This window comes from Arenimonas sp., assembly GCF_019459675.1.
In the GTDB taxonomy this organism is placed as follows: Bacteria; Pseudomonadota; Gammaproteobacteria; order Xanthomonadales; family Xanthomonadaceae; genus Arenimonas.
Genome location: NZ_JAIBFH010000118.1, coordinates 1 through 22,783, shown reverse-complemented (window position 1 = coordinate 22,783; position 22,783 = coordinate 1). Strand labels below are relative to the sequence as shown.

The window sequence follows — 22,783 nt, the reverse complement described above, 5'->3', positions numbered from 1 at the left end:
TTCTGCAGGCGCGCAAAGTCCTTGGCCAGCTCTGGTCAGTCCGGTTCCGGCGCCGGGCCAAGCGCACTTGTCGGAGCCTCGGGTGTTGGCCGCCTCCACACCTGGAGCAGCAGCCGGGTCACGGTGAACACCACCGGGCCGAGGATCAAGCCGGCCGGCCCGAAGATGATGAGCCCGCCCACGATCGAGACGAAGGCGACCAGCGTGTGCATTCTCAGCCGATTGCCGACCAGCATGGGATACAGCAGGTTGTCGATCCCGCCGACGACGATGGCACCCCAGGCGGCAAGCAGCAGCGCGCTGCCAACCTGGCCATCCAGCGCCAGGAAGATGGCGGCCGGGACCCAGATCACGAATGCGCCCAGCACCGGCACCACGGCCAGCAATCCCATCACCACGCCCCAGACCAGCGGCTCGGGCAGCCCAAGCCACCAGAACATCAAGCCGCCCAGGGCGCCCTGAATCACGGACACGACCAGCGTTCCATAGACCGTGGCATGCACGGTGTCGGTGACATTGGAAAACAGCCGGCTCATGTCGTGCGGCGACAGCGGCGAGAGTGAGCGCAGCGACTGCATGGCGGCTGCACGGTCACGGAGCATGTAAAAGAGCATGTAGAAAACCAGAACAACGCTGATCGCCTGGACCATCGAACCCTTGACCAGCGATGTGCCGGTGCTGGTCAGCCAGCTGGCGACGGGGGCGACGACGGCGACCAGGTCAACCTGTCTGTCCAGCCAATGACCCACGGGCGCCAGCAGCGCGTGTTTGTCGAAGGCAGCGCGCCAGCTGCCTGATTCCACCATCGCCTGGAGTGAACCCGCGCCGCGGCCAAGTTCATTGATCAGGCGGTTGGCAACCACCAGCACCGGCACCACCACGATCAGCGCTACCACCAGAACGCTGATGGCTGTCGCCAGGTTGCCGGCACCAAGACGACGCTCCAGCCATCGGTGCAGGGGTGCAAACAGCACCGCCAACCCCAATGCACCGGCCATGGCGGGAACGAACGGGGCCACGATCTCAAAACACAGATACAGACCGGCAACCGTAACCGCCATCAACAGCAGCGTATGGACGTGCTGGCGCGAACCCCAGTCCGATTGGCCGCCGGATCCCGACTCCACACTGCCCATCGCGCTTCTCCCCAGTGTTCCTGCGCCCACCCTGCAAGGATGCGCCTGCAGCACGGTCATTGTCTTGCCCCGGGCAAGGTGGCCCAGTGCGCCGGCCCCGGCGTCCGGTTCAGCGCGTGTTTGCCTGCCCGCTCAGCTGGCCCGCAGCGTCTTCTGCATGCGCGCGAAGTCCTTGCGGTACTTCCTGGCCAGCGACACCTTCTCGCGCGTGCCCAGGATCTTGCCCGACACCTGGAAGAACTTCTTTTCTTCCTCGCGCAGGTGGTGGTGCACCTTGTGCGAGAGCGCCTTGGCGGTGGCCATCCAGCCGCGGTCGCCCGGCTCACCCTCCTGCAGCTTTTCCACCAGTTCGTCCATCTGGTGGTGTTCGTGCAGCGCGTGGCGCGACACGTCCAGGCCGGCGTCGAACATCAGGATGGGCGCGTAGAGGAAGCGTTCCTCGGAGGCGGCGTGCGCGGCCAGCTCGATGCGCAGTTCGCGGAAGAGTTCGGCGCGGCGTGGGTCGCCGGCCTTGGAGCGCAGCAGTTTGCGGCACAGCGAGCGCTGGGTCTCGTGGCTTTCGCGCAGGGCGTCGTAGATGGTTTCGCTCATGGTGCGTTCTCCGGTGGGGGGATGCGAATCACGTTAGCGCCGACGCTGCGGTGCGCGCGGTTTTCTCGCCAGCGCGGCGCGGTAGCTTTCGTCCAGCTCCAGCACGTTGGCGACGTATTGCTGGGTTTCGGCATAGGGCGGCATGCCGCCGTATTTCGCCACCGTGCCGGCGCCGGCGTTGTAGGCCGCGGCCACGCGCGCCAGCTCGCCGTCGTAGGCCAGGCTGAGCTGGCGCAGTTCGCGCGCGCCGGCCTGGATGGACTGGTTGGCGTTGAACGGATCCGTCACCTGCCAGGCGGCCGCGGTATCGGGCATCAGCTGCATCACGCCCTGCGCGCCCTTGGGCGACACGGCCGTGGCGTCGAAGCCGCTCTCTACGTGGGCAATGGCGCGCAGCCACGATTCGTCCACGCCGGTCAGCCGTGAGGCGGCCTGGAACTCGGCGCGGAACACGTCCAGCCGCGGTGGACCCAGCTGGCCCAGGCCCACGTGCGCCTTCGCGCCCGGCGGCGCGGGGATGCTGAAAGCCAGCACCGGCGTGGAGCCGGGCAGCTTGCGGGTGCTGTACACGGTGCGGCCATCCTGCTGGCGCTGGTAGAGCTGGCCGCGCTGCGCACCGGGCAGGCGCCACAGGTCGGGCAGCTTGGCGGCATTGGCGTCGTAGGTGATCGCGGTGCAGCGCGATCCGGGCTCGGGCGCCGACGCCAGGCTGACGCTGCCGTCGCGCAGGCAGCGATACACCGTGCGCGTCGCGGCGGGTTCGGCGGCGGACGCGGCGGCGCCCAGCAGCAGCAGGGCGGGCAGCACCGGGCGCAGCGGCAGGCTCCATCGCGGGCACCAGCGCGTGCGTCCGCGCGGGCGAAGTCGCTGGGCCGCGGCGTGTGCGCCAGCGTCGTTCAAGGCGCCGCCAGCGTGACGTGTACGCGGTGTTCGACGCCATCGTCGCGCAGCGGCAGCACCAGGCCCGGCAGCGCGACGCCATCGAGCACCATGCCGGGCGTGGCGCCCACCGCCTGCACGACCTGCAGCCGATAGACGCTGGTGCCGAAGCGATAGTCCATCTCGAACCCGGGCCAGTCCGCCGGCAGGCAGGGCGTGAGGCGCAGCGTGTCGCCCTCGCGGCGCAGGCCCAGCAGCGATTCGGTCATCAGCCGGTACATCCAGCCCGCCGAGCCGGTGTACCAGGTCCAGCCACCGCGGCCCACGTGCGGCGCCACCGCGTACACATCGGCGGCCACCACGTAGGGCTCCACCTTGTACACCGCGGCCTGGGCGGCATCGAGGGCATGGTTGATCGGGTTGATCATGCGCAGCAGCTCCCAGGCCCGCTCCCGGTCGCCCAGTTCGGCGAAGGCCATCGTCGCCCAGATCGCGGCATGCGTGTACTGCCCGCCGTTCTCGCGCACGCCCGGCACGTAGCCGCGGATGTAGCCCGGGTCCTTGGGCGTCTTGTCGAACGGCGGGTCCAGCAGCTGCACCACGCCGGTGTCGCGCCGCACCAAGTGTTCGCTCAGCGAGGCCATCGCCTGGCGTGCGCGCGCCGGATCGCCGGCTCCCGACAGCACCGACCAGCTCTGCGCGATCGAGTCGATGCGGCACTCAGGGCTGCTGGTCGATCCCAGCGGCGTGCCGTCGTCGAACCAGGCGCGCCGGTACCAGGCGCCGTCCCAGCCGTGGGTTTCGAGGTTCTGGCGCAGCGCCTCGGCGGCATCCAGGCAGCGGTCGGCGAACACGCCGTCGCCGCGCGAACGCGCCAGCGGGCTGAAGCGCAGCAGCGCGTCGTGCAGGAAGAACCCCAGCCAGACGCTTTCGCCCTTGCCGCCTTCGCCGACGCGGTTCATGCCGTCGTTCCAGTCGCCGGTGGCGATCAGCGGCAGGCCGCGTTCGCCCAGCAGCGACAGCCCGCGCTGCAGCGAGCGCACGCAATGCCCGTAAACCGTCTCGATCTCGCCCGAGCGCATCGGCAGGTCATAGTAGGACTCTTCGTCGGCGTTCACCGTGCGCCCCTCGAGGTAGTGCACGCGCTCGTCCATCACCGCGCCGTCGCCGGTGGTCTCGACGTAGCGGCAGGCGGCCAGCGGTAGCCAGAGGTAGTCGTCCGAGCAGCGCGTGCGCACGCCGCGGTCCAGCGGCGGGTGCCACCAGTGCTGCACGTCGCCCTGGCTGAACTGGTGCGCGGCGCAACGCAGCAGGTGCTCGCGCGCCAGCGCGGGCTCGGCGTGCAGCATGGCCATCGTGTCCTGCAGCTGGTCGCGGAAGCCGTAGGCGCCACCCGACTGGTAGAAGCCGCTGCGCGCGTGGTACCGGCAGGCGATGGTCTGATAGAGCAGCCAGCCGTTGGCCAGCAGGTCCAGCGCGGGCTCGGGCGTGTGCACCTGCACGGCGCCGAGGGTCTGGGTCCAATAGGCCTGCACGGCCTCGAGCTCGCGGCGCGCGGCATCACCGCCCCGGTGGCGCTGCGCGAGCTGCTGCGCATCGGCGGCGTCATGGCCCAGGCCCAGCCGGAACACGACCTGGCTCTCGGCGCCGACGGCCAGCGTGACCGGCCGCTGGATCGCCGTGCACGGATCCAGCCCCGCGCCGCAGCGGCCCGACAGCGCTTCGCGCCGCAGCGCGGCCGGCGCCGCCAGGCTGCCGTTGCGGCCCAGGAACTCGTTGCGGTCGCCGGTCACGCTGCCTTCGCCCCAGCGCGCTTCGCTGCCCGTGGCGTCGGCGTCGGCGTCGAAGAAGGCCACGCGCCCGCCGAACTCGTCGCTGTAGGCATTGCGCGCGGTCATCAGGCCGGTCTCGATTTCTCGCTCGGTGACCACGTGCAGGTGCGAACGGGCGCGCAGGTCGCCCAGCACCCACTCCACGTAGCCGGTCACCGACAGGTCGCGCCGGCGGCCTGACAGGTTGCGCAGCTTGAGCACGCTGAACTTCACCGCGTCGTGGCGCGCCACGTACACCCACAGTTCACTGGCGATGCCGTCCTCGACGTGCTCGTAGACGGTGTAGCCGAAGCCGTGTCGCGTGCGGTATTCGCCTTCGCCGCGGCGCGGCAGCGGGCTGGGCGACCAGTGCCGGCCGCTGTCCTCGTCGCGCAGGTAGAACGCTTCGCCGCCGGTGTCGCCGACCGGGTCGTTATGCCAGGGCGTGAGCCGGAATTCGTGGGCGTTCTCGGCCCAGGTGTAGCTGCTGCCACTTTCGGTCACTACGGTGCCGAACTGCGGGTTGGCGAGCACGTTCGACCACGGCGCGGGGGTTTCACGCCCCGGCAGCAGGCGCACCACGTACTCGCGCCCGTCGGCGCTGAAGCCGCCGAGGCCGTTGTCGAACTGCAGCGCGGGCATCGGCGGCAGCACGGCGGACTCATCGTCCGCGCCGGCCGGCGGCGGCGTCGCCGCCGTGGCCAGCAGCGGCATCGGCGCGGCCACCTGCGGGCGTCGGCCGACCTGGTCGGCCAGGCTGCCGTCGGCGTCGCTGACGATCACGCGCGCCACCGACTGCAGCAGGATCCGGTCTTCGTGCGATATCTGCTGCGCCGGGCGCACGAAGATGCCGCCGGGGCGATCGAACACCTGCGCCTCCACGCCCACGCCGATCAGGCCCATGATCAGGTCCTGCAGCGCCTGCCGGTAGCCCGCCTGGTCTTCGTTCCAGATCACCAGGTCCACGGCCAGGCCCTTGAGCCGCCAATACGCGTGTGCCTGCACCAGCTGCCGCACCAATTCGATGTTGGCGGCGTCGGCGATCTTGAGCAGCACGATCGGCAGGTCCCCCGAAATGGCGTGGCCCCACAGCCCCGACTGCCCGCGTCGGTTCTGGAGCAGCAGGGAGGGCGCGGCGCGCATGGCCGGATGCGCGTACAGCACCAGTCCGGCCAGCCGCTCATACAGCTGGGCGTCGGCCTGGGAAGCGTCGATCTGGCGCCGTACCACCTGGCTATGGGTCCAGGCCAGGTCGAAAACGCGGTCGGCCAGGTGGCGGTCGCGGTACTTGTCTATCAGCGCCGTGCACTCGGTGCGGTCGGCGCCGACGCCCATCACCATGTCGATGGTGGCGGTCTGTTCGGGCGCCAGCACGATGCGGCAGCGGGTAGCCACGATCGGGTCGAGCACCGAGCCCTGCGACCCCGACAGCCGTCGGTCGCGGGTCAGTGCGTCCGGGCGGGCCAGGGTGTTGCCCCGGCCAATGAAGCGCGCGCGGTCGCTCTCATATGAAATTTCGACCACGTCGGCGTTGTGCACGGCCATCAGCTGGAACATCCACGGCGGAACTTCGTCGTGCGCGCGCGGCCGCCGGGTACACAGGATGGCCTGCTTGGCCGGCAGCAGCTCGGTCTGCACGAACAGGTTGCTGAAGGCCGGGTGCAGTTCGTCGGAGATCGCCGGCGCCAGCACCACCTCGGCATAGCTGGTGATCTCGATCTCGCGCGGTGTGCGACCGCGGTTGGTGATCACCAGTCGCCGCAGTTCGATGTCGTCTTCGGCCGACACAGCGATTTCCGTGTGGGTTTCGAAGTCAAGGTGGCGGCCCCGGAACTCGGCCTTGGCATCCGAGAAAATCGCCTCGTAGCCTTCCACCGGCACGCAGGCCGGCTGGTAGGCCGTGGACCAGAACTCGCCGCTGGACACGTCGCGCAGGTAGCAGAAGTTGCCCCAGTGGTCGCGCGTGGGGTCTTCGCGCCAGCGTGTGACCGCCATTTCACGAAGGCGGCTGTGGCCGCCGCCCGCGCCGGTGACCAGCACGTGGTAGCGGCCGTTGGACAGCATCTGCACCGCGGGGCGCACGGTGTCGGGCGTGCGGAAGATGCGCAGCTGGTTGGCATCGGGCTCGGTGCCCACCGAAACGCCGATCACCTCGCCCACGTGCGGGTGGAACGTGCCGGTGCGCGGCACGCGCTCCTGCAGCAGCAGCAGCGTGGCCTGGAACTCGGGGTCGGCGCTGAAGCGTCGCTGCATCGGCTGGTCGTGCAGCAGGTAGGAAAGCGAAAGAAGTCCCATGCCCTGGTGATGGGCCATGTACGAGCGCACGATCGCGCTCTTCTGGCCGCGCGGCAGTCGGGCCGGGGTGAAGTCGATGGCCTCGTACAGTCCGAAGCGGCCGCCGTAACCATCGGCTTCGAGCCGCTGAAGGTTGCTGCAGGCTTCCTCGGGCGCGACCATCAGCGCCAGCATGCTGGCGTAAGGCGCAATCACCAGGTCCTGGCCCAAGCCGCGCTGCAGGCCCAGCCCGGGCACGCCGAAGGCGCGGTACTGGTAGTTCATGCGCGCATCAACGGTGTTGTAGCCCGACTCCGAGATGCCCCAGGGAACGCCACGGTCGCGGCCGTAGGCGATCTGCCGCTCAACCGAAGCGCGCGCCGTTTCATCCAGCAGCGTGCCTTCATAGCTGGGCATCACCAGCTGCGGCATGAGGTATTCGAACATCGAGCCCGACCACGACAGCAGGGCCTGGTGCCCGTCGAACGCGGTCAGCAGGCGGCCCAGCGCGAACCAGCTTTCCTGCGGCAGCTGGCCCTGGGCGATCGCGACGAAGCTGCCCAGGCGCGCCTCGGACGCAAGCAGGTCGTAGTAGCCGCTATCGAGCCGACGGTCGTCGACGCAGTAGCCGATCGACAGCAGCTCCCGGGTGGGGTCGTAGAGGAAGCCGAAGTCCATGCGGCCGCAGTCAGCGGCCACGTCGGCCAGGCGCGCCAGTTCGCGAAGGCGCGTGCGCGCCAGCCGCACCACCGCCGCTACGTGGCCTTGCCCCTGAGCGTCGTCACCGTCGCCCAGGCTTGCGATCTCGGTCAGCGACGGTATCCGGTCCGACCAGGGCAGCGCCGGCGCGGCATCGCCGTGCTCCAGCCAAGGCGCGAACACGAGCAGGTCCTGGCTGGCCAGCAGGCATTGTTCGAGCAGTACGCCGGCCCAGAAGCGGGCTTCGTCGCCCTGGCCCTGGGCCATGTCCACCAGCCGCCGGGCCTGTGAGGCGAACTGCTCCAATCGCGCGTGTGTGGCTTCGATGCTTTGCGGCGGCAGCGCGATGGCGGCCTGCAGGGTGGCCAGCGGTTCGGAGCCGTCCAACGGCAGGGCGCTGCCCATGGCTTCGGACAGCAGCCCGAAGGTGTCGGCCAGGCCCTGGAACAGGCGTGGTGAAATCACCGGCTGCGCCGGCAGCGCCAGCAGGCCCTGGCGCAGCGTGGCCAGGTGGCCGGCCAGGTTGCCGCTGTCCACCGACGACAGGTAGCGCGGAGGCAGCGGCTCAAGGGTTTGGGTGTCGTACCAGTTGTAGAAGTGGCCGCGATAGCGCGGCAGCGACTGCAGCGTTGCCAGCGTGGCGGCTGTGCGGGCCGCCATCCCGCCCGCGCTGAGGTAGCCGAAGTCCAGCGCCGTCAGGTTGGCCAACAGCGCCAGGCCGATGTTGGTGGGCGAGGTGCGGTGCGCCACCACCGGTGCCGGGTGCTCCTGCATGTTGTCCGGCGGCAGCCAGTGGTCGTCTGGCCCGACGTGGGTTTCGAAGAACAGCCACGTGCGTCGCGCCAAACGGCCCAGGAAATCGGATTGCCCGGATGACAGCGCCGCCGCCTTGCGCGCGCGCGGGCGCCCCAGCCACTCCATCAGCAGCGGCGAGGCAAACCACAGCGCCAGCACCGGAAGCGCGACCCAGAGCGCCGCGGGGTTGAAGCGCTGCACCACAAGCCCGACCGCCACAGCGGACACCGGCGCAATCGCCATGCTGCGCACCGAAGCCCACCAGCCGGTGGCGGCGGTGCGTTCGACTTCGCTCGAGGGCGCCCACTGCAGCAGGTGGCGGCGGCTGACGGCCAGCCGCCACAGCGTGCGGGCGATGGCGTCGAGGCTGAACCACGACTCATACGGCAGGCAGGCCAGCATCACCGGTGCCCGCCTGAGGCCTTCCACCAGGGCCGCAGCCGCTTGGCGCAGGTGGGTGGCCAGCGTCATTTCCTGGGGCTTGAGCAACAAGCCGCGCAGGCCAGCCAGCAGCGGCGGCAGGAACAGGATCGACAGCACCCACAGCGTCCAGGCCAGCGGCGCGGGCAGCGCCAGCCAGCCCAGCAACAGCAGTCCGACCATGGCGGTGGGCACCAGGCTTCGGCGCAGGTTGTCCAGGATCTTGCCGCGCGACAGCGCCGAAAGCGGGTTGCGTTCGCGCCGCCCGTCGCCCCGCGGCACGCTGGGCAGCAGCCACGGCAGCAGCTGCCAATCGCCGCGGATCCAGCGGTGGCGGCGCTTCACGTCCACCGAATAGCGCGCCGGGTAGTCCTCGTAAAGCTGCACGTCGCTCACCAGCCCGGCGCGGATATAGCAGCCCTCCAGCAGGTCGTGGCTGAGCACGCTGTTGTCGGGGAAGCGCTGGTGCAGCGAGTGTTCGAACGCGTCCACGTCGTAGATGCCCTTGCCGACGAAGGAGCCTTCCGCAAACAGGTCCTGGTAAACGTCCGACACCGCACGGGTATACGGGTCCAGCCCGGGCTCGGTGCCGTGGATGCGCGCGTACCACGACCGGCGCTGGCCACTCATGGTGCTGCCCACGCGCGGCTGCAGGATGCCGTAGCCGCGCGTGACGCGGTTGCGCTTTTCGTCGAAGCGGGCGCGGTTGAGGGGGTGCGCCAGCGTGCCCGCGAACTTGCGGCCGGCATCGCGCGGCAGCTGGGTGTCGGTGTCGAGCGTGATGACGTAGCGCACGTGGCCGAGACGGTTGGTGTCGCCCACGACGCGCAGGAAGTCGTCGCCCTTGCCTCGGCGCAGCAAGCGGTTGAGCGCGGCCAGCTTGCCGCGCTTGCGCTCGTAGGCGATGAAGCGGCGCTCGCGCTCGTTCCACAGCCGCGGCCGGTGGAACAGGAAGAAGCGGTTGCGGTGCTCGGGTGCGTAGCGCAGGTTCAAGGCATCTATCTCGCGCTGCGCCGCGTCCAGCAGGGCATCGTCGCCCGGCATCACCGCGGCGTCGGCGTCGAAGAAATCCGTCAGCAGGGCGAAATGCAGGTTCTCATCGCGGTTGGCCAGGAATCGCACTTCCAGCGCCTCGACCAGCGCGGCCAGCGTGGCCGTGTTCCCGAACATCGTCGGCACCACCACCAGGGTGCGCGCGTGCGGGGGGATGCCCTTCGAAAAATCCAGCCGCGGCAGCGTTCGCGGCAGCACCCGCTGGGTGGCGATCCAGTTCACCAGGCTGATCCCCAGCTCACTGAAGGCCACTACCGCCAGCGCGATGGCCAGCAACGACAGCCAGCGCCCGGCCAGCGCGCCATCGGCGCTGCCCAGCAGGCCCCAGGTCGACAGCGACACCATCGCGGCGATCGGCAGCAGGTACAGCGACATCGGCGCCGCACCGATCGACGCGTCGCGCGCGCCGAACCGGTGCCGGCGCGGGGCCACTTGGTGCTGCAGCTGCGCCAGCCCGGCTTCGATCAGGTAATAGCCCACGTGCGCGCGGACGTCCTCGGTGCCGGCCTCGTCGGCGCGGGCCTGCGCCAAGGCCACCGCTGCCGCCGCCACATCGACCTCGGGGCGCTTGCCACGCCTGGCCAGGCGCTCCACCACGTGGCGGTACTGGTCGCGGGTGGCGAAATCCATCTGACCGTAGGTGCCGGCGGGGTCTTCGCGCAGCCGGTGTTCGACCAGGCTCATGGCCTCAACGAATTCGCGCCAGTCCATCATGCCCAGGTAGCGGACGCTGCCGATGGCGTTGCTCACCGACACCTGGTCGGCCGCCTGGTGCTGGTTCTCCACCTGCACCAGGTGCTCGGTGCCGTGCCCGGCGTCGGCCAGCCATTGTTCGATCCAGGCCAGGGGCATCACCAGCGCCGCGCCCTGGCCGTGCAGGCGGCGGACCAGTTCGGCAACGAAGGAGCTGGCCATCGGCGGCCCGGAGCGCACCATGTCGGCCAGCACCAGCACCAGGTGCTTTGGATCGGTCTGCGCCACGTCAATCAGGCGGTCGGCCCACTCATCGGCAAGGTTGCGGTCTGCACGGTCGGCGATGATCCGCACGCTGATGCGGCGCAGGTTCTCGATCAGGGCCAGGCGCAGCATGATCGGCAGCGCCCAGAGTTCACCCAGGCCCAGCGGGGTGACCTTCTGGTACGCCGCCACCAGGCCGCTGAGGCCTTCGGTGTCGATGCGGCCGTCGCCGTGCGAGATCGCGGTGAGCGCGATGTCGTAAACGCGCGGGAAGCCCGCCGACGGCCCCGAGGCCAGCTGCGGCAGCTCGCGGCTGTAGCCTTTGGGGAAATGCCGCCGGGCAATGCGGACCTGTTCTTCCACCAGGTGGATGTTGTCGATAAGCCATTCACCGGCGGGCGTCAGCCTGCGCTGGGACTGGACGGCCTCTTCGAGCATGGCCACCGCGTTGCCGATCACCAGCTGGTTGTCCACCAGGCGGCGCAGCAAACGGTCGGTGCGCGCCTTGGGGTCAACGGTGTGCGAGCGCGCCAGGTCGGCGCCGCGTTCGCCCAACTGCTCCGCGCTCAGCAGGCGCACACGCACGGGCGGGTCCGCCAGATTGCGGCTTCGTTGGCGTACCGGCCCCGCCAGCAGGCGACGCAGACGGATTCGCAGTCGGATCAGGGCTGTGGCTGAAGGCATCTCTGGCACGAAGGTACCACCTGGGCGACACGGGCTTGCCGCGCGCGATGGCGTTCGTTCAGGCAATGGCCCCTATCTGCGAGGAGAGTACGCCGGCGAATGGCGCGGCGGCGTGGACACCCGGCCCGCAGTACGGCGAAAATAGCGGCATGTTGATTTCCTGCCACGCCGAACGCAGCCTGCCCTGCCGCCCTGAGGTGGCGTTCGCGATGGTGGCCGATGCCGATCGTTTTCCGGCGCTTTTCACCGGGTTTGGTCCCATCCCGGCCATCAGCGGCGTGCGCCTGCATTCGCCGCTTGCCGTGGGCAGCACCCGCAGCGTGTACAACGCCGACGGCACGGTGCTCGAGGAAACCATCATTGCGCACGACCCGCCAGTCAGCCACGCTTACACCCTCAGCGGCTTCAGCCCGCCGTCGTCGTGGCTGGTGTCCCGCGGCGAGGCCAACTGGATCATCACTGGCCATGAGTTTGGTGCGCGCGTCAGCTGGGACTACGAGTTCACCGTCACCCACCGCTGGCGCTGGCCGTTCGCTGCACTGTTGGTGAAGCTGTTCATGATCCCCGCGATGCACCGGTGCCTGAAGAACATGGAGCGCGCCCTCGCGCCATAATCCGCGCACAGTCAGGGCGGGGGAGTCGAGGCGATGAAAGGCGAGTGGGTGCTGCTGGCGATGGCGCCGGTGTTCCTGGGTTTCGTGGCCTGGGAGGCCTGGCACTGGCGTCGCCGTGGCGGCGATCACTACAGCCTGCGCGACACGCTTTCCAACGCCAGCCTCGCGCTGATGCACCAGGCGGCCGACGCCGTGGCCTGGCTGGCGGTGATCGGCATCTACTGGTGGGTTTACCAGTACCGCCTGTTCGACCTGCCCACCGCCTGGTGGACCATCGCGCTGCTGTTCGTGGCGCAGGATTTCTTCTACTACTTCTTCCACCGCGCGCACCACCGCGTGCGCTGGATGTGGGCCTCGCACGTGGTGCACCACTCATCCGAGCGCCTGAACTTCTCCACCGCGTTCCGGCAAAGCCTCACCTACCCGGTGTCGGGCATGTGGGTGTTCTGGCTGCCGCTGGCGTGGCTGGGGTTCTCGCCGCCGCACATCGTGGTGGTGGTGGCGATCAACCTGGGCTTCCAGTTCTTCGTGCACACCCAGGCGGTGGGCAGGCTGGGCTGGCTTGAGAAAGTGTTCAACACGCCCTCGCACCATCGCGTGCACCACGCGCGCAACGCCAAGTACATCGACCGCAACTACGCCGGCGTGCTGATCGTCTGGGACAAGCTGTTCGGCAGCTTCACCGAAGAAGACCCGGCCGTGCCCTGCGAATACGGCATCGTCAAACCCGTGCGCAGCCACAACCCGGTAATCCTTACCTTCCACGAGTGGCGCGACATGCTGCGCGATGCGGCGCGGCCGCAAAGCCTGCGCTCGCGCCTGGGCCAGCTGTTCGGCCCGCCCGAGCGGGGGCATGCGCAGCAGCCCGGGCCGGGCGACGCGGGCTGAGGGGCGGCGGGGCCTGCCTTGACCACGGTCAAGGGACGCCGACGGCCGCAGGACTACGCTGGTTTCCTGCCCTTCGTGGGAATGCCCGGCATGACCAAGCGCACTGCCCAAGTCTCGCCCGCCCCGCCTGCGGCGGCCGCCAAGCCGGTATCGCCCTTGCTGCCTTTGGGGCTGCGGCTCAAGGCTTTCGCCCTGTCCGAACTGGCCCAGGCGCAGGCGCTGCTGGGCGCGCCGGGCGACCAGCGTCATACAGGCGTGCACCAGGCCCGCAAGTGCCTGCGCCGGACCCGCGCCGCGCTGGCCCTGGGCCGCAAGGCACTGGGCCGCGAAGGCCGCAGGCTGGATGAAGATCTCGGCCGCCTTTGCCGCGGTCTGTCGCCCCTGCGCGATGCCCAGGCCCTGATCGAAGGCCTGCAGCGGCTGCCCGCCAGTGGGCCGAGCCCGCTGGCATCCGCGCTGCCGGAGATGGTGGCGCTGGCGCGCGCGCGCCGCGACGCCTGCCTGGCACGATCGCTGGCCCGCGATCCGGAACTCCAGCGCCGCCGTGACCGGCTGCAGGCCATGACGGCGCGGCTGGCGGCCCTGGACTGGGACGACGTGAAGCGCGGCGCGGTGGCCAAGGCCGTGGCGCGCAGCGAAAAGCGCCTGGCCAAGGCCCGTCGTCGCGCCAGCCGCCACCCCGGGGACGACGCGCGCTGGCATGCCATGCGCCGCCGTCTGCGCCGCGTGCGCCAGCAGGACCACCTGCTTGCGGCCATCGAGCCCGACCTGCGCCCGGTGGGCAACGTCACCGCCGAGGAGGCCGCCGTGCTCGGCGAAGCCCAGGACGACGCCCTGCTGCTGCGCCACTGTGGCTCGCACTCACCGTTCCCGCCGCCGCTGCGCAAGCTGCTGCGCGCCGAAGCGCGGACGCGGCTGGGCCGGGTGCGCACGCCGTCGCCGCCCGAAACGTCCTGACGAGGGCCTGCGGCCAAGGCGGACATCGAACTGTGGCTACACACCAGTGGCTGGCCGCCGCGCCCGGTGTTGTGCACCACACAGACGGCCCGGCAATACGCATGGCAAACTCGGAGGCTATCCGATACCTGCGCGGGCCATCATGCAAATCAGCCGAAAGAAGGCCTACTGGCTGCTCGCCGCCACCGTACTGGGCACGATGGTGGCCGTGCTGTTCTCCTTCAACTTCATGCGTTCGGAGAAGACGATAGAGCGCAGCATCGAGCACGACTACGCGATCAACGACCCGCAGCTGCGCCGCGAAATGGGCGTACTGCTGGGCCCGGGCATCACCGCCGGCAACCGGGTCGAAGCGCTGGACAACGGCGAGCAGATCTTCCCGGCCATGCTCGAGGCCATCCGTGGCGCGCAGCGCACCATCAACTTCGAGACCTACATCTACTGGTCGGGCGAGATCGGCAAGGAGCTTTCCGACGCTCTGGCCGAGCGCGCCCGCGCCGGCGTCGAGGTCAATGTGATCATCGACTGGGTGGGCGGGATGAAGCTCGACCCCGACTCGGCGGCCCGCATGAAGGGCGCCGGCGTTCGCCTGGAGTACTACCGGCCGCTGGCCTGGTACAACTTCTCGCGCATCAACAAGCGCACGCACCGCAAGCTGCTGGTGGTGGACGGGCGCGTGGGCTTCACCGGCGGCGTCGGCATCGCCGACCAATGGGCCGGCAACGCCCAGGACCCCGATCACTGGCGCGACATGCATTTCCGCGTGGAGGGACCGGTGGTGGCGCAGATCCAGGCCGCGTTCATCGACAACTGGATCAAGACCACCGGCCACGTGCTCAACGGCGAAGAGTACTTCCCGCCGCTGGCGCCCGTGGGCGACATGGACGCCCACCTGTTCATGAGCTCGCCCGAAGGCGGCAGCGAAAGCATGCACCTGATGTATCTGATGGCCATCGCCGCCACGCGCGAGACGCTGGACGTGCACGCCTCGTACTTCGTGCCCGACGAGCTGACGGTGCGCGCGCTGCGCATGGCGCTCAAGCGCGGCGTGCGCGTGCGCGTGCTGGTGCCGGGCGAGCACATCGACTCGGACCTGGTGAAAGTGTCGGCGCGCGCCATCTGGGGCGACCTGCTGCAGGGCGGCGCTGAAATCCACATCTACCAGCCGACGATGATGCACGTGAAGTCCTTGATCGCCGACGGCTTGCTGGTGTCCGTGGGCTCCACCAACTTCGACGTGCGCAGCTTCCAGCTCAACGACGAAGCCAGCCTGAACATCTACGACCGCGACTTCGCCGCCCACATGACCGCCACCTTCGAGCGCGACCTGCTGCAGGCCGAGCCCTACACCTACCAGGAATGGCTGGACCGGCCCTGGCACGAAAAGCTGGCTGAAACCGTGGTGCTGCCGCTCAAGTCCCAGCTCTAGCGGCCAACAAAAAACCCGCCACCAGGGCGGGTTTTCCGGGAAGCGATCAGGCGGCCGTTAGGCTTACTTGATCTTGCCTTCCTTGTACATCACGTGCTTGCGGACGACGGGATCGTACTTCTTGATCTCCATCTTGGCCGGGGTGGTCTTCTTGTTCTTGTCGGTCGTGTAGAAATGACCGGTGCCGGCAGAAGACGTCAGGCGGATCTTGTCGCGCTTGGATGCCATGGTTCAGTCCTCCTCAGATCTTTTCGCCGCGGGCGCGGAGTTCGGCAAGCACGACATCAATGCCGTTCTTGTCGATCGTGCGCATCGCGTTCGCGGAAACACGCAGTTTGATCCAACGGTTTTCCGAGGCTACCCAGAAGCGGCGCTCGTGCAGGTTGGGAAGGAAACGGCGGCGGGTCTTGTTGTTGGCGTGGGAGACGTTGTTACCCGTCATCACTTTCTTGCCGGTAACTTGGCAAACTCGGCTCATGGTCAACTCCTGGGTCAGGACTGGCCACCCATAGCCCGGGTGGCGACGGCCCCTCGCGGCTGGCCCTGGGGCCGGCAGGCGCATGCGATACGGGATGCAGCTTTACGCTCCGCCAAGGGCCGGAATCGCACTTCCGGGGCCGGGGCCGTGGGGCAGGGTGCGGAGCGAGCCGGCAATTATGCCCACCTTCCCCTTTCCCCGCAAGGACTTATCCACAGGCGGGGTCAGTGCCGGGCGCGGTCGCGGTGCCAGCCGCGGTGCTTGATGTCCAGGTACAGGCTGTAGGCGGCGGTGAAGCTGGGGAACAGGTTCTGCAGCACGCCCACCGAGTCCTGCTTGGCCGACAGGGTGAAGTAGGCCAGGGTCATGAAGCTGCCCACCAGGCTCATGTACCAGAACACCCGCGGGATCACCGGCTTGCCGGCGCGGCGGGAGGCCACGAACTGCACCAGCCAGCGGCCGCCGAACATCAGGGCGCCCGTGTAGCCGATCAGCTTCCACGGGGTGACGTGCAGGCCGGTCCAGGCCAGCCAGAGGATCTCGTCATTCATGGGGTTACTCCAGTTCGCGGGTGGCGGTGAGCTTGCTGCGCTTGATCAGCCAGGCCACGCCGATCAGGTCGCGGACGCCGACGATGGCGCGGCCCAGGTTGGTGTACTTGGAAGCGCCGGCGCCGCGCGGGCGGTGGTTCACCGGCACCGACACCGTCTGCCAGCCGGCGCGCTGCATCAGGGCCGGCAGGTAGCGGTGCATGTGGTCGAACCAGGGCAGGTCGAGGAAGGCCGCACGCTCGAACAGCTTGGTGCCGCAGCCGGTGTCGGGCGTGGCGTCGCGCAGCAGGCGCGAGCGGATGGCGTTGGCCCATTTCGAGGCCCATTTCTTGCTGCCGGTGTCCTGGCGGTTCACGCGCCAGCCGGCGTAGAGCTTCACGGCCGGGGCGCCGGCGTCGCGCGCGGCCAGCAGCTTGGGCAGGTCGGCCGGGTCGTTCTGGCCGTCGCCGTCCAGGGTGGCCACCCAGGCGCCGCGTGCCGCCCTGACGCCGGTGCGGATGGCGGTGCTCTGGCCGCTCTGGGTTTCGTGGGTGATCACGCGCAGCTCGGGCGCGCCGGCCTTGGCGGCCAGCAGCGCGGCCAGGGTACCGTCCCGGCTGTGGTCGTCCACGAAGATCACTTCGAAGTCCACCACGCCGCGCAGGGCGGCCAGCACTTCGCCCAGCAGCGCAGCCACGTTGCCCTCTTCATTGAATGCCGGGATGACGACGGAAAGGGCTGGCATGATCGGTGGGTTGCTCCGGAGCATCCTGATGCGGGCCCCAACCAGGGCCAGTCTGGCCTGGCCAAGATTAAGGCTGAATTAGGGCGTGGTGCTCAGCCCCCGCCGCGCAGTCGCTCGAGGATGCCGTCCAGGGTGTCCAGGCCGTGGTAGCTGATCACCAGCTTGCCGCGGCCGCCGCGGCCGTGCTGCACGGCCACCTTGGCGCTGAGCGTTTCGGACAGTTCGCGCTCCAGCGCAGCAATGTCGGGGTCCACCTTCTTGCCGTTGGCCTTCGCGGCCTTGCCCGGGATCTGGCCCTTGCCCAGCATCTGCGCCCGGCGCTCGACTTCGCGCACCGACCAGCCCTCGGCCACCGCTTCGCGCGCCAGCTGCAGCGCTGCGGCGGGCGCCAGCGTCAGCAGGGCGCGGGCGTGGCCCATTTCCAGCGCCTTTTCCTCCAGCAGCTTGCGAATGCCGTCGGGCAGCTCCAGCAGGCGCAGCAGGTTGGACACCGCGGCGCGCGAACGGCCCACGGCTTCGGCGGCCTGCTGGTGGGTGAGCGAAAACTCGTCGATCAGCCGGCTCAGCGCCTGGGCCTCTTCCAGCGGGTTGAGGTCTTCGCGCTGTATGTTCTCGATCAGCGCCATGGCGATCACGGCGCGGTCGTCCACCTCGCGCAGCACCACCGGGATATCGGTCAGGCCGGCCTGGGTGGCGGCGCGCCAGCGGCGCTCGCCGGCGATGATCTCGTAGCGCGGCTGGCCGTCCTTGCCGGCGCCGATCTGGCGCACCACGATCGGCTGGATCAGGCCCTGGGCCTTGATGGACTCGGCCAGCTCGGTGAGCTTGGCCGGATCCATGCCGGTGCGCGGCTGGTACTTGCCCGGCTGCAGCGCGGTGATGGGCAGGGAACGCATGCCTTCGCCGGCGTCGTCGGTCTCGGCCGCCGGGGCAGCGCCCTTGTTGCCCGTGCCCAGCAGGGCCTCCAGGCCGCGTCCGAGGCCGCGCTTCTTGGTGCTCATGCTGACTCCTTGATCTTTTTCTCGCGCCGCACGATCTCGCCGGCCAGGCCCAGGTAGGCGATGCCGCCGCGCGAAGCCCGGTCATAGCCGACGATGCTCTGGCCATGGCTGGGCGCCTCGGCCAGGCGCACGTTGCGCGGGATGATCGAGCGGAACACCTTGTCGCCGAAGTGCTTGATCAGCTCGCCCGACACGGCGTTGGCCAGGTTGTTGCGCACGTCGAACATGGTGCGCACGATGCCTTCGATTTCCAGCGCCGGGTTGAGCTTGCCCTTGAGCGCGTTGATGGTGTCCACCAGCGAACTCAGTCCTTCCAGCGCGAAGTACTCGCACTGCATGGGCACGATGACGCCGTCGGCCACGGCCAGGGCGTTGAGCGTGAGCAGGCTCAGCGAAGGCGGGCAATCGATGATGATGTAGTCGTAGTTGTCGCGGATGGGCAGCAGCGCGTTCTTGAGCCGCTGCTCGCGCGCGCTTTCGTCCATCAGCCGGATCTCGGCCGCGGTGAGGTCGATGTTGCCGGGCAGCAGGTCGTAATTCTCGGCGGCCCGCACGATGGCGGCGCTGGCGGGGCATTCGGCCAGCAGCACTTCGCAGGTGGAGTTTTCCAGCTCGCGCTTGTCCACGCCCGAGGCCATGGTGGCGTTGCCCTGCGGGTCCATGTCCACCAGCAGGACCTTGCGGGGCACGGCGGCCAGCGCGGCGGCCAGGTTCACGGCGGTGGTGGTCTTGCCCACTCCGCCCTTCTGGTTGGCGATGGCGATGATGCGGCCCATTCAGACTCCTGGCACCGGTCGTCGTGACCGGGGGTTGGTGGCGCGGATCGGGCGTCCGCGGGGCGTCGGCCCGAGCGGGGGATTATGCCGCCTGCGAGGGGGTGCGGGTGATCGTGACCAGGTGTCGGTCGCCTTCCAAACCGGGAACCGCCAGCTTTCGCACCGATTCCAGGCGCCAGCCGGGCGGCAGCGCGGCCAACTCGGCTTCCGGGACCTGGCCTTTCATCGCCAGCAGTCGCCCGCCGGGAGAAAGCAAGTGCCCTCCGACCTCGAGGATGCCGGCCAGCGTGTCCATCGCGCGGGCCGTGATCTGGTCGAAGGCGCCGGGCTCGTCGACCTCTTCGGCCCGCGAATCGAGCACGCGGACGTTGTCCATGCCCAGCTGGCGCACGGCTTCACGCAAGAAGCGGGTCTTCTTGCTGATGCTTTCCACCAGCGTCACCTGCAGGCCAGGGACCGCGAGCGCAAGCGGGATGCCGGGCAAGCCGGGGCCGGTGCCCAGGTCGGCCAGCTTGCCGGCCTGCACGTGCGGCCACATCGACAGCGAATCGAGCAGGTGCCTGGCGACCATCTCGCGCGGGTCGCGCACGGCGGTGAGGTTGTAGGTGCCATTCCAGCGATCGAGCAGCGCCAGGTACTCAAGCAGGCGCCCGGCCAGCGGCTGCGCCGGCAGGCCCAGGGCCACGAGTCCCGCTTCAAGTTCAGGCGCCAGATGCGATAAGGAATCCATCCCCCATTGTCGCCTGAAGAACGGGGTCAGGGTGACTTAATCCCACGACGCGCTGCGGCGATGTCGACGACCGCCCGGCGGGATCAAGTGAACCTGACCCCGCACTTCCCGTTCTTCAGGCGGCGCGGAGGGCGCAGCGGGTGATGCGCAGGCCCATGCGGGCCACGCGCTGGTTGAGGTCGGCCTTGAGGGCGTCGGCCAGCGGGCGGGTGCCCAGGCTGGCCAGGGCCGCCAGGGCCTGGTCGGTCACCAGGGCGTCCACCCGGTCCAGGGCTTCGCCGGCCTGGGCCGGGTCGAGGATCTGGTAGTACAGCTCGGCGTGGGCACCGGTGGCGTCGGGAATGTCCAGGTAGTGGCCGATCAGGCAAACCGGCTGGCCCAGGCGATCCAGGCCCGGCACCGTCCAGCGCCAGCCCGCGCCCAGGGCCCGCACGAAGCGGCCGAAGCGGTGCACGGTGACCACACTGTTGTCGGGCACCCGACGCATGCCCGTAAGCCAGGCCAGGCCGGCCAAAGGCAAGGGGAGGGGCAGGAAGGGGTTCAGGTTTGCCATGTGTGCCAGTGGGTTATGCGCTTTTCATCAAGCATAGTCTAGCAACGACAACAATTGCTTAACACGGCCAAACCCGCGCCGGCCAGGCGATGCTCTCCTTCAAGGTCCGCCTTGGCAGCGGTGACCTCACGCCCGGCGAGGTCTCGGGGCCTCAGCCCGCGGAAACGCAAACGCCCAGGCCCTGGCTCTTGGCCAGGTACATCGCGGCGTCCGCGGCGCGCAGGTAGTCGTCGGTGGTCGCGAATCCGACCTGGCTCATGACCACGCCGATGCTCGCGCCGCCGCTCGCCACGGTGTGTGTGCCGATCCGATACGGGGCCGCCAGGGCGGCCGCGAGTTGCCTGGCCCGCGCCGTGGCATCGGCGACGTTGACCGATTCCAGCAGCACGTTGAACTCATCGCCACTCATGCGGGCCACCAGGTCGGCCGCACGCACGCTGGCCTCCAGCCGGCGTGCCACCTGCTGCAGCAGCTGGTCCCCGACATGGTGGCCCAGGGTGTCGTTGACCACCTTGAACTGATTGAGGTCCAGCATCAGCACGGCGAACATCGTGGTGCCGCCCGGTGCCGTCGCGTCGTGCCCATTCGCCGGGTCGTCGCGATGCAGCGCGATGGCGTGCTCCAGCCGATCGCGGAACAGCGGCCGGCCGGGCAGGTTGGTCAGGGAATCGTAGGAGCTGCCGCGTTCCGCCAGGTCGCTCAACGACCCGGCCATCCGCACGGCTACGCCTTCTTCGAACTGGGCGACGCCGCGCCAGTTGACCCACACCAGCCGCCCCGAGCCGTGGCGTGCCCGGAAATCCACCGAGAAGTTCGGGCGCGTGCCCGACAGATGCCTGCGATAGGCGTCCTGAACGCGGCTGCGGTCATCGGGATCAATGAGCTGTTCGAGGAAATACCAGCCGTCGTCATGCAGGTTGCCGGCGCCGCCCAGCCCGACGATCTCATGGAAGCGCTCGGACGCATGCAGCACGCCCGTCTGCAGGTTCCAATCCCAGATGCCGTCGTTGGATCCGCGGGTGGCGAGCGAATAGCGGTTGTCGGACTGCACCAGTTCGAGTTCGGTCTGCTTTTGTTGGCTGACGTCGATCATCAGGCCGATCATGCGGTTGGCCCGGCCCGGCTCGACGACCACGCGGCACAGGTCGCGTACCCAGACGACCTTGCCGCACTTGGCCAACAGCCGGTAGCTCATCTCGTAGGCGTAGCTGTGCGTCGCGCTGTACGCGGCGTCGTCGATGGCCTGCGCTGCCGGCAGGCCGTCGGGATGCACGTGCGTGCGCCAGAAGCTCGGGTGTGACCGCCACTCTTCCACCGTGTAGCCGAACAGGCGCTCCACTTGCGGGCTCAGGAAGGTATTTCCCACGCCGCGCTCGGCTTCCCAGACTACGCCGTCGATGGTTTCAAGCAGGCGCAGGAAGCGCTGGCGGACCTCGACCAAAACCTGTTCGGTGACCTCGGTGATTTCAATCAGCACGCCCTGGCGGCTGACCACGCGGTTGGCATCGTCGGACTCCGACCGCAGCTGAAGGCGCATCCAGCGATAGCCCGAATCGGCGAAGCGCAGCCGGAAAACCGGCATGCCCGACCGCAGCGTGCCCCTGTCATCGGGGTGCACGAAGTCGAGCAGAGACCGGCCGATCGACGCCTCGAGCGCATGGCCGGTGAGCTGGTGCCAGGCGGGGTTCAAGTAGGTCACCACCCACAGCGCGTCTGTCTGCAGCACCGCATCGGGCAGCAGCGTCAGCAGTTGTCCGGGCGGTGTGGTGTCGGCTGGCATTTGGCCGTTATATTCACCGAACCGTCGTTATCCAGTCCAGCCCTCGGGCACGACACCCGGGCCGGGATGCGCTTGGCGACGAAGGCGTGGGGACGCCGTTTTTCCTGCGCCACTCGAACCCATGACGACACACCGAACGCAAGGGGATGGCCGTGGCTGAGATGAAGTTCCAGACACCGGTGTTCATCAAGGAAGCCAGCGAAGAGCCGATCAACCTGGCTGCAACGCCGTATTTCCACAATGACCGCGGCCGGCCCCGTTACCTGGCCAAGCCGCCGCGGGGTGCGAAGTTGATCCAGGCTGCGCCCACCGATCCGCAGGTCGCGCTTGGCAACGAGTACGTCGTCTCGCAGGTCAAAGGGGTCAAGAAAACCCCGCCCTATGGGATAGAGACGCAGCTGGGTTTCGCCGCGGACCACGTGGCCTATGCCCCGATGTGGGCCACGCGCGACGTGGCCGCGGCCTTCGGTATCACGCTGGTGGAGCCCGGGGATGCGGTGAAGATCGAAAGCCCCGTGCCGAAGCTGTCGCAGATCGAATACGAGTACGGCGTGTTCGCCGGACACTGGTCGCCCTACCAGGGCACGGGGAACACGCTGCTGAGCGTGGTGTGCACGGATCTGGAGCATCACGACTTCCCGCACGTGTTCGCATCGATCGATCCCCACCTGCCCCTGGTCACATCGGTGGGTCGCTACTGGCCCAGGTTGAGCAAGATACGGCTTGCGGACCTTTGGGTGCCGCGCGGCAGCGCGCTGTACATTCCGCCAAAACCGCCGATGCCGCAGGCCGAATGCATCGACCTGCACAACAACCGCAATTCAGCGCGGGCTTGCTGGGGCAACATCCACCAGGAAAGCCTGGTCACCGATACGCTGCTGCAGGCGAAGGGCGGCTTCTTCTATTGGTACTGGAACGCCAGGGAAACGATCCACACCCCGCCGTTCCCGAACGATTGATCCGCCGCCCCGCCGGGGTCGCCACCGCCCGGGCCGGCGGGGGG

Annotated in this window: 18 protein-coding genes; 5 read left to right on the top strand and 13 right to left on the bottom strand. The window is 68.9% G+C overall.

Annotation, left to right across the window (positions count from 1 at the left end):
* Nucleotides 1-35: 35 nt before the first annotated feature.
* The 4 genes from K0M70_RS04320 to K0M70_RS04305 form a co-directional block, all read right to left on the bottom strand.
* Nucleotides 36-1,196 (bottom strand): AI-2E family transporter, encoded by a 1,161-nt coding sequence (locus tag K0M70_RS04320; RefSeq protein ID WP_290779741.1) that lies wholly within the window; start codon nucleotides 1,194-1,196, stop codon nucleotides 36-38.
* 72 nt (nucleotides 1,197-1,268) lie between these two features.
* Nucleotides 1,269-1,727, bottom strand: coding sequence for a hemerythrin domain-containing protein (locus K0M70_RS04315; RefSeq protein WP_290779739.1), 459 nt, complete (start codon nucleotides 1,725-1,727; stop codon nucleotides 1,269-1,271).
* A gap of 33 nt (nucleotides 1,728-1,760) precedes the next feature.
* On the bottom strand, nucleotides 1,761-2,549 hold the full coding sequence (locus tag K0M70_RS04310) for a lytic transglycosylase domain-containing protein (RefSeq protein WP_290779760.1): 789 nt from the start codon (nucleotides 2,547-2,549) through the stop codon (nucleotides 1,761-1,763).
* Between the two features lie 74 nt (nucleotides 2,550-2,623).
* Entirely contained in the window at nucleotides 2,624-11,299 is an 8,676-nt protein-coding gene (locus tag K0M70_RS04305) for a glycoside hydrolase family 94 protein (protein ID WP_290779736.1), read from the bottom strand.
* Between the two features lie 149 nt (nucleotides 11,300-11,448).
* Here K0M70_RS04305 and K0M70_RS04300 point away from each other — a divergent pair, with 149 nt between their 5' ends.
* The 4 genes from K0M70_RS04300 (at nucleotide 11,449) to K0M70_RS04285 (ending at nucleotide 15,187) form a co-directional block, all read left to right on the top strand.
* Complete coding sequence (locus K0M70_RS04300; RefSeq protein WP_290779733.1) at nucleotides 11,449-11,913, top strand: SRPBCC family protein; 465 nt, start codon at nucleotides 11,449-11,451, stop codon at nucleotides 11,911-11,913.
* Between the two features lie 33 nt (nucleotides 11,914-11,946).
* Nucleotides 11,947-12,801 (top strand): sterol desaturase family protein, encoded by an 855-nt coding sequence (locus K0M70_RS04295; protein WP_290779730.1) that lies wholly within the window; start codon nucleotides 11,947-11,949, stop codon nucleotides 12,799-12,801.
* Nucleotides 12,802-12,891: 90 nt separating this feature from the next.
* On the top strand, nucleotides 12,892-13,758 hold the full coding sequence (locus K0M70_RS04290) for a CHAD domain-containing protein (RefSeq protein ID WP_290779727.1): 867 nt from the start codon (nucleotides 12,892-12,894) through the stop codon (nucleotides 13,756-13,758).
* Between the two features lie 142 nt (nucleotides 13,759-13,900).
* Nucleotides 13,901-15,187 carry a phospholipase D-like domain-containing protein gene (locus K0M70_RS04285; RefSeq protein ID WP_290779724.1) on the top strand — a complete coding sequence of 429 codons (1,287 nt, stop codon included), beginning with the start codon at nucleotides 13,901-13,903 and terminating at the stop codon, nucleotides 15,185-15,187.
* A gap of 63 nt (nucleotides 15,188-15,250) precedes the next feature.
* Here K0M70_RS04285 and rpmG read toward each other — a convergent pair whose 3' ends face one another.
* The 9 genes from rpmG to K0M70_RS04240 all read right to left on the bottom strand — a co-directional run bounded on the left by rpmG (nucleotide 15,251) and on the right by K0M70_RS04240 (nucleotide 21,780).
* Entirely contained in the window at nucleotides 15,251-15,415 is a 165-nt protein-coding gene (gene rpmG / locus K0M70_RS04280; protein WP_290779721.1) for a 50S ribosomal protein L33, read from the bottom strand.
* 13 nt (nucleotides 15,416-15,428) lie between these two features.
* On the bottom strand, nucleotides 15,429-15,665 hold the full coding sequence (gene rpmB / locus K0M70_RS04275) for a 50S ribosomal protein L28 (RefSeq protein ID WP_290779717.1): 237 nt from the start codon (nucleotides 15,663-15,665) through the stop codon (nucleotides 15,429-15,431).
* A 224-nt stretch (nucleotides 15,666-15,889) separates the two neighbouring features.
* Entirely contained in the window at nucleotides 15,890-16,216 is a 327-nt protein-coding gene (locus K0M70_RS04270; protein ID WP_290779714.1) for a lipid-A-disaccharide synthase N-terminal domain-containing protein, read from the bottom strand.
* A gap of 4 nt (nucleotides 16,217-16,220) precedes the next feature.
* Nucleotides 16,221-16,940 carry a glycosyltransferase family 2 protein gene (locus K0M70_RS04265; protein WP_290779713.1) on the bottom strand — a complete coding sequence of 240 codons (720 nt, stop codon included), beginning with the start codon at nucleotides 16,938-16,940 and terminating at the stop codon, nucleotides 16,221-16,223.
* A 92-nt stretch (nucleotides 16,941-17,032) separates the two neighbouring features.
* Nucleotides 17,033-17,941, bottom strand: coding sequence for a ParB/RepB/Spo0J family partition protein (locus tag K0M70_RS04260; RefSeq protein ID WP_290779711.1), 909 nt, complete (start codon nucleotides 17,939-17,941; stop codon nucleotides 17,033-17,035).
* A complete protein-coding gene (locus K0M70_RS04255; RefSeq protein ID WP_290779709.1) occupies nucleotides 17,938-18,717 on the bottom strand; it encodes a ParA family protein in 780 nt (259 codons plus the stop codon). Before K0M70_RS04255 ends, K0M70_RS04260 begins: the two co-directional genes overlap by 4 nt.
* An 82-nt stretch (nucleotides 18,718-18,799) precedes the next feature.
* Nucleotides 18,800-19,447 (bottom strand): 16S rRNA (guanine(527)-N(7))-methyltransferase RsmG, encoded by a 648-nt coding sequence (gene rsmG / locus K0M70_RS04250; protein WP_290779707.1) that lies wholly within the window; start codon nucleotides 19,445-19,447, stop codon nucleotides 18,800-18,802.
* A 115-nt stretch (nucleotides 19,448-19,562) separates the two neighbouring features.
* Entirely contained in the window at nucleotides 19,563-20,000 is a 438-nt protein-coding gene (locus tag K0M70_RS04245; protein WP_290779705.1) for a hypothetical protein, read from the bottom strand.
* Between the two features lie 151 nt (nucleotides 20,001-20,151).
* Nucleotides 20,152-21,780, bottom strand: a complete 1,629-nt coding sequence (locus tag K0M70_RS04240) for a PAS domain-containing protein (protein ID WP_290779703.1) — start codon at nucleotides 21,778-21,780, stop codon at nucleotides 20,152-20,154.
* Between the two features lie 146 nt (nucleotides 21,781-21,926).
* Here K0M70_RS04240 and K0M70_RS04235 point away from each other — a divergent pair, with 146 nt between their 5' ends.
* The gene (locus K0M70_RS04235; RefSeq protein ID WP_290779700.1) at nucleotides 21,927-22,739 is read left to right on the top strand and encodes a hypothetical protein; all 813 of its coding nucleotides are present in this window, start codon (nucleotides 21,927-21,929) and stop codon (nucleotides 22,737-22,739) included.
* Nucleotides 22,740-22,783: the final 44 nt, after the last annotated feature.

Coding starts and splice junctions, on each gene's coding strand:
- K0M70_RS04320 (WP_290779741.1), bottom strand. CDS start 1,196: ATGACCGTGCTGCAGGCGCATCCTTGCAGGGTGGGCGCAGGAACACTG.
- K0M70_RS04315 (WP_290779739.1), bottom strand. CDS start 1,727: ATGAGCGAAACCATCTACGACGCCCTGCGCGAAAGCCACGAGACCCAG.
- K0M70_RS04305 (WP_290779736.1), bottom strand. CDS start 11,299: ATGCCTTCAGCCACAGCCCTGATCCGACTGCGAATCCGTCTGCGTCGC.
- K0M70_RS04300 (WP_290779733.1), top strand. CDS start 11,449: ATGTTGATTTCCTGCCACGCCGAACGCAGCCTGCCCTGCCGCCCTGAG.
- K0M70_RS04295 (WP_290779730.1), top strand. CDS start 11,947: ATGAAAGGCGAGTGGGTGCTGCTGGCGATGGCGCCGGTGTTCCTGGGT.
- K0M70_RS04290 (WP_290779727.1), top strand. CDS start 12,892: ATGACCAAGCGCACTGCCCAAGTCTCGCCCGCCCCGCCTGCGGCGGCC.
- K0M70_RS04285 (WP_290779724.1), top strand. CDS start 13,901: ATGCAAATCAGCCGAAAGAAGGCCTACTGGCTGCTCGCCGCCACCGTA.
- rpmG (WP_290779721.1), bottom strand. CDS start 15,415: ATGGCATCCAAGCGCGACAAGATCCGCCTGACGTCTTCTGCCGGCACC.
- rpmB (WP_290779717.1), bottom strand. CDS start 15,665: ATGAGCCGAGTTTGCCAAGTTACCGGCAAGAAAGTGATGACGGGTAAC.
- K0M70_RS04270 (WP_290779714.1), bottom strand. CDS start 16,216: ATGAATGACGAGATCCTCTGGCTGGCCTGGACCGGCCTGCACGTCACC.
- K0M70_RS04265 (WP_290779713.1), bottom strand. CDS start 16,940: ATGCCAGCCCTTTCCGTCGTCATCCCGGCATTCAATGAAGAGGGCAAC.
- K0M70_RS04260 (WP_290779711.1), bottom strand. CDS start 17,941: ATGAGCACCAAGAAGCGCGGCCTCGGACGCGGCCTGGAGGCCCTGCTG.
- K0M70_RS04255 (WP_290779709.1), bottom strand. CDS start 18,717: ATGGGCCGCATCATCGCCATCGCCAACCAGAAGGGCGGAGTGGGCAAG.
- rsmG (WP_290779707.1), bottom strand. CDS start 19,447: ATGGATTCCTTATCGCATCTGGCGCCTGAACTTGAAGCGGGACTCGTG.
- K0M70_RS04245 (WP_290779705.1), bottom strand. CDS start 20,000: ATGGCAAACCTGAACCCCTTCCTGCCCCTCCCCTTGCCTTTGGCCGGC.
- K0M70_RS04240 (WP_290779703.1), bottom strand. CDS start 21,780: ATGCCAGCCGACACCACACCGCCCGGACAACTGCTGACGCTGCTGCCC.
- K0M70_RS04235 (WP_290779700.1), top strand. CDS start 21,927: ATGGCCGTGGCTGAGATGAAGTTCCAGACACCGGTGTTCATCAAGGAA.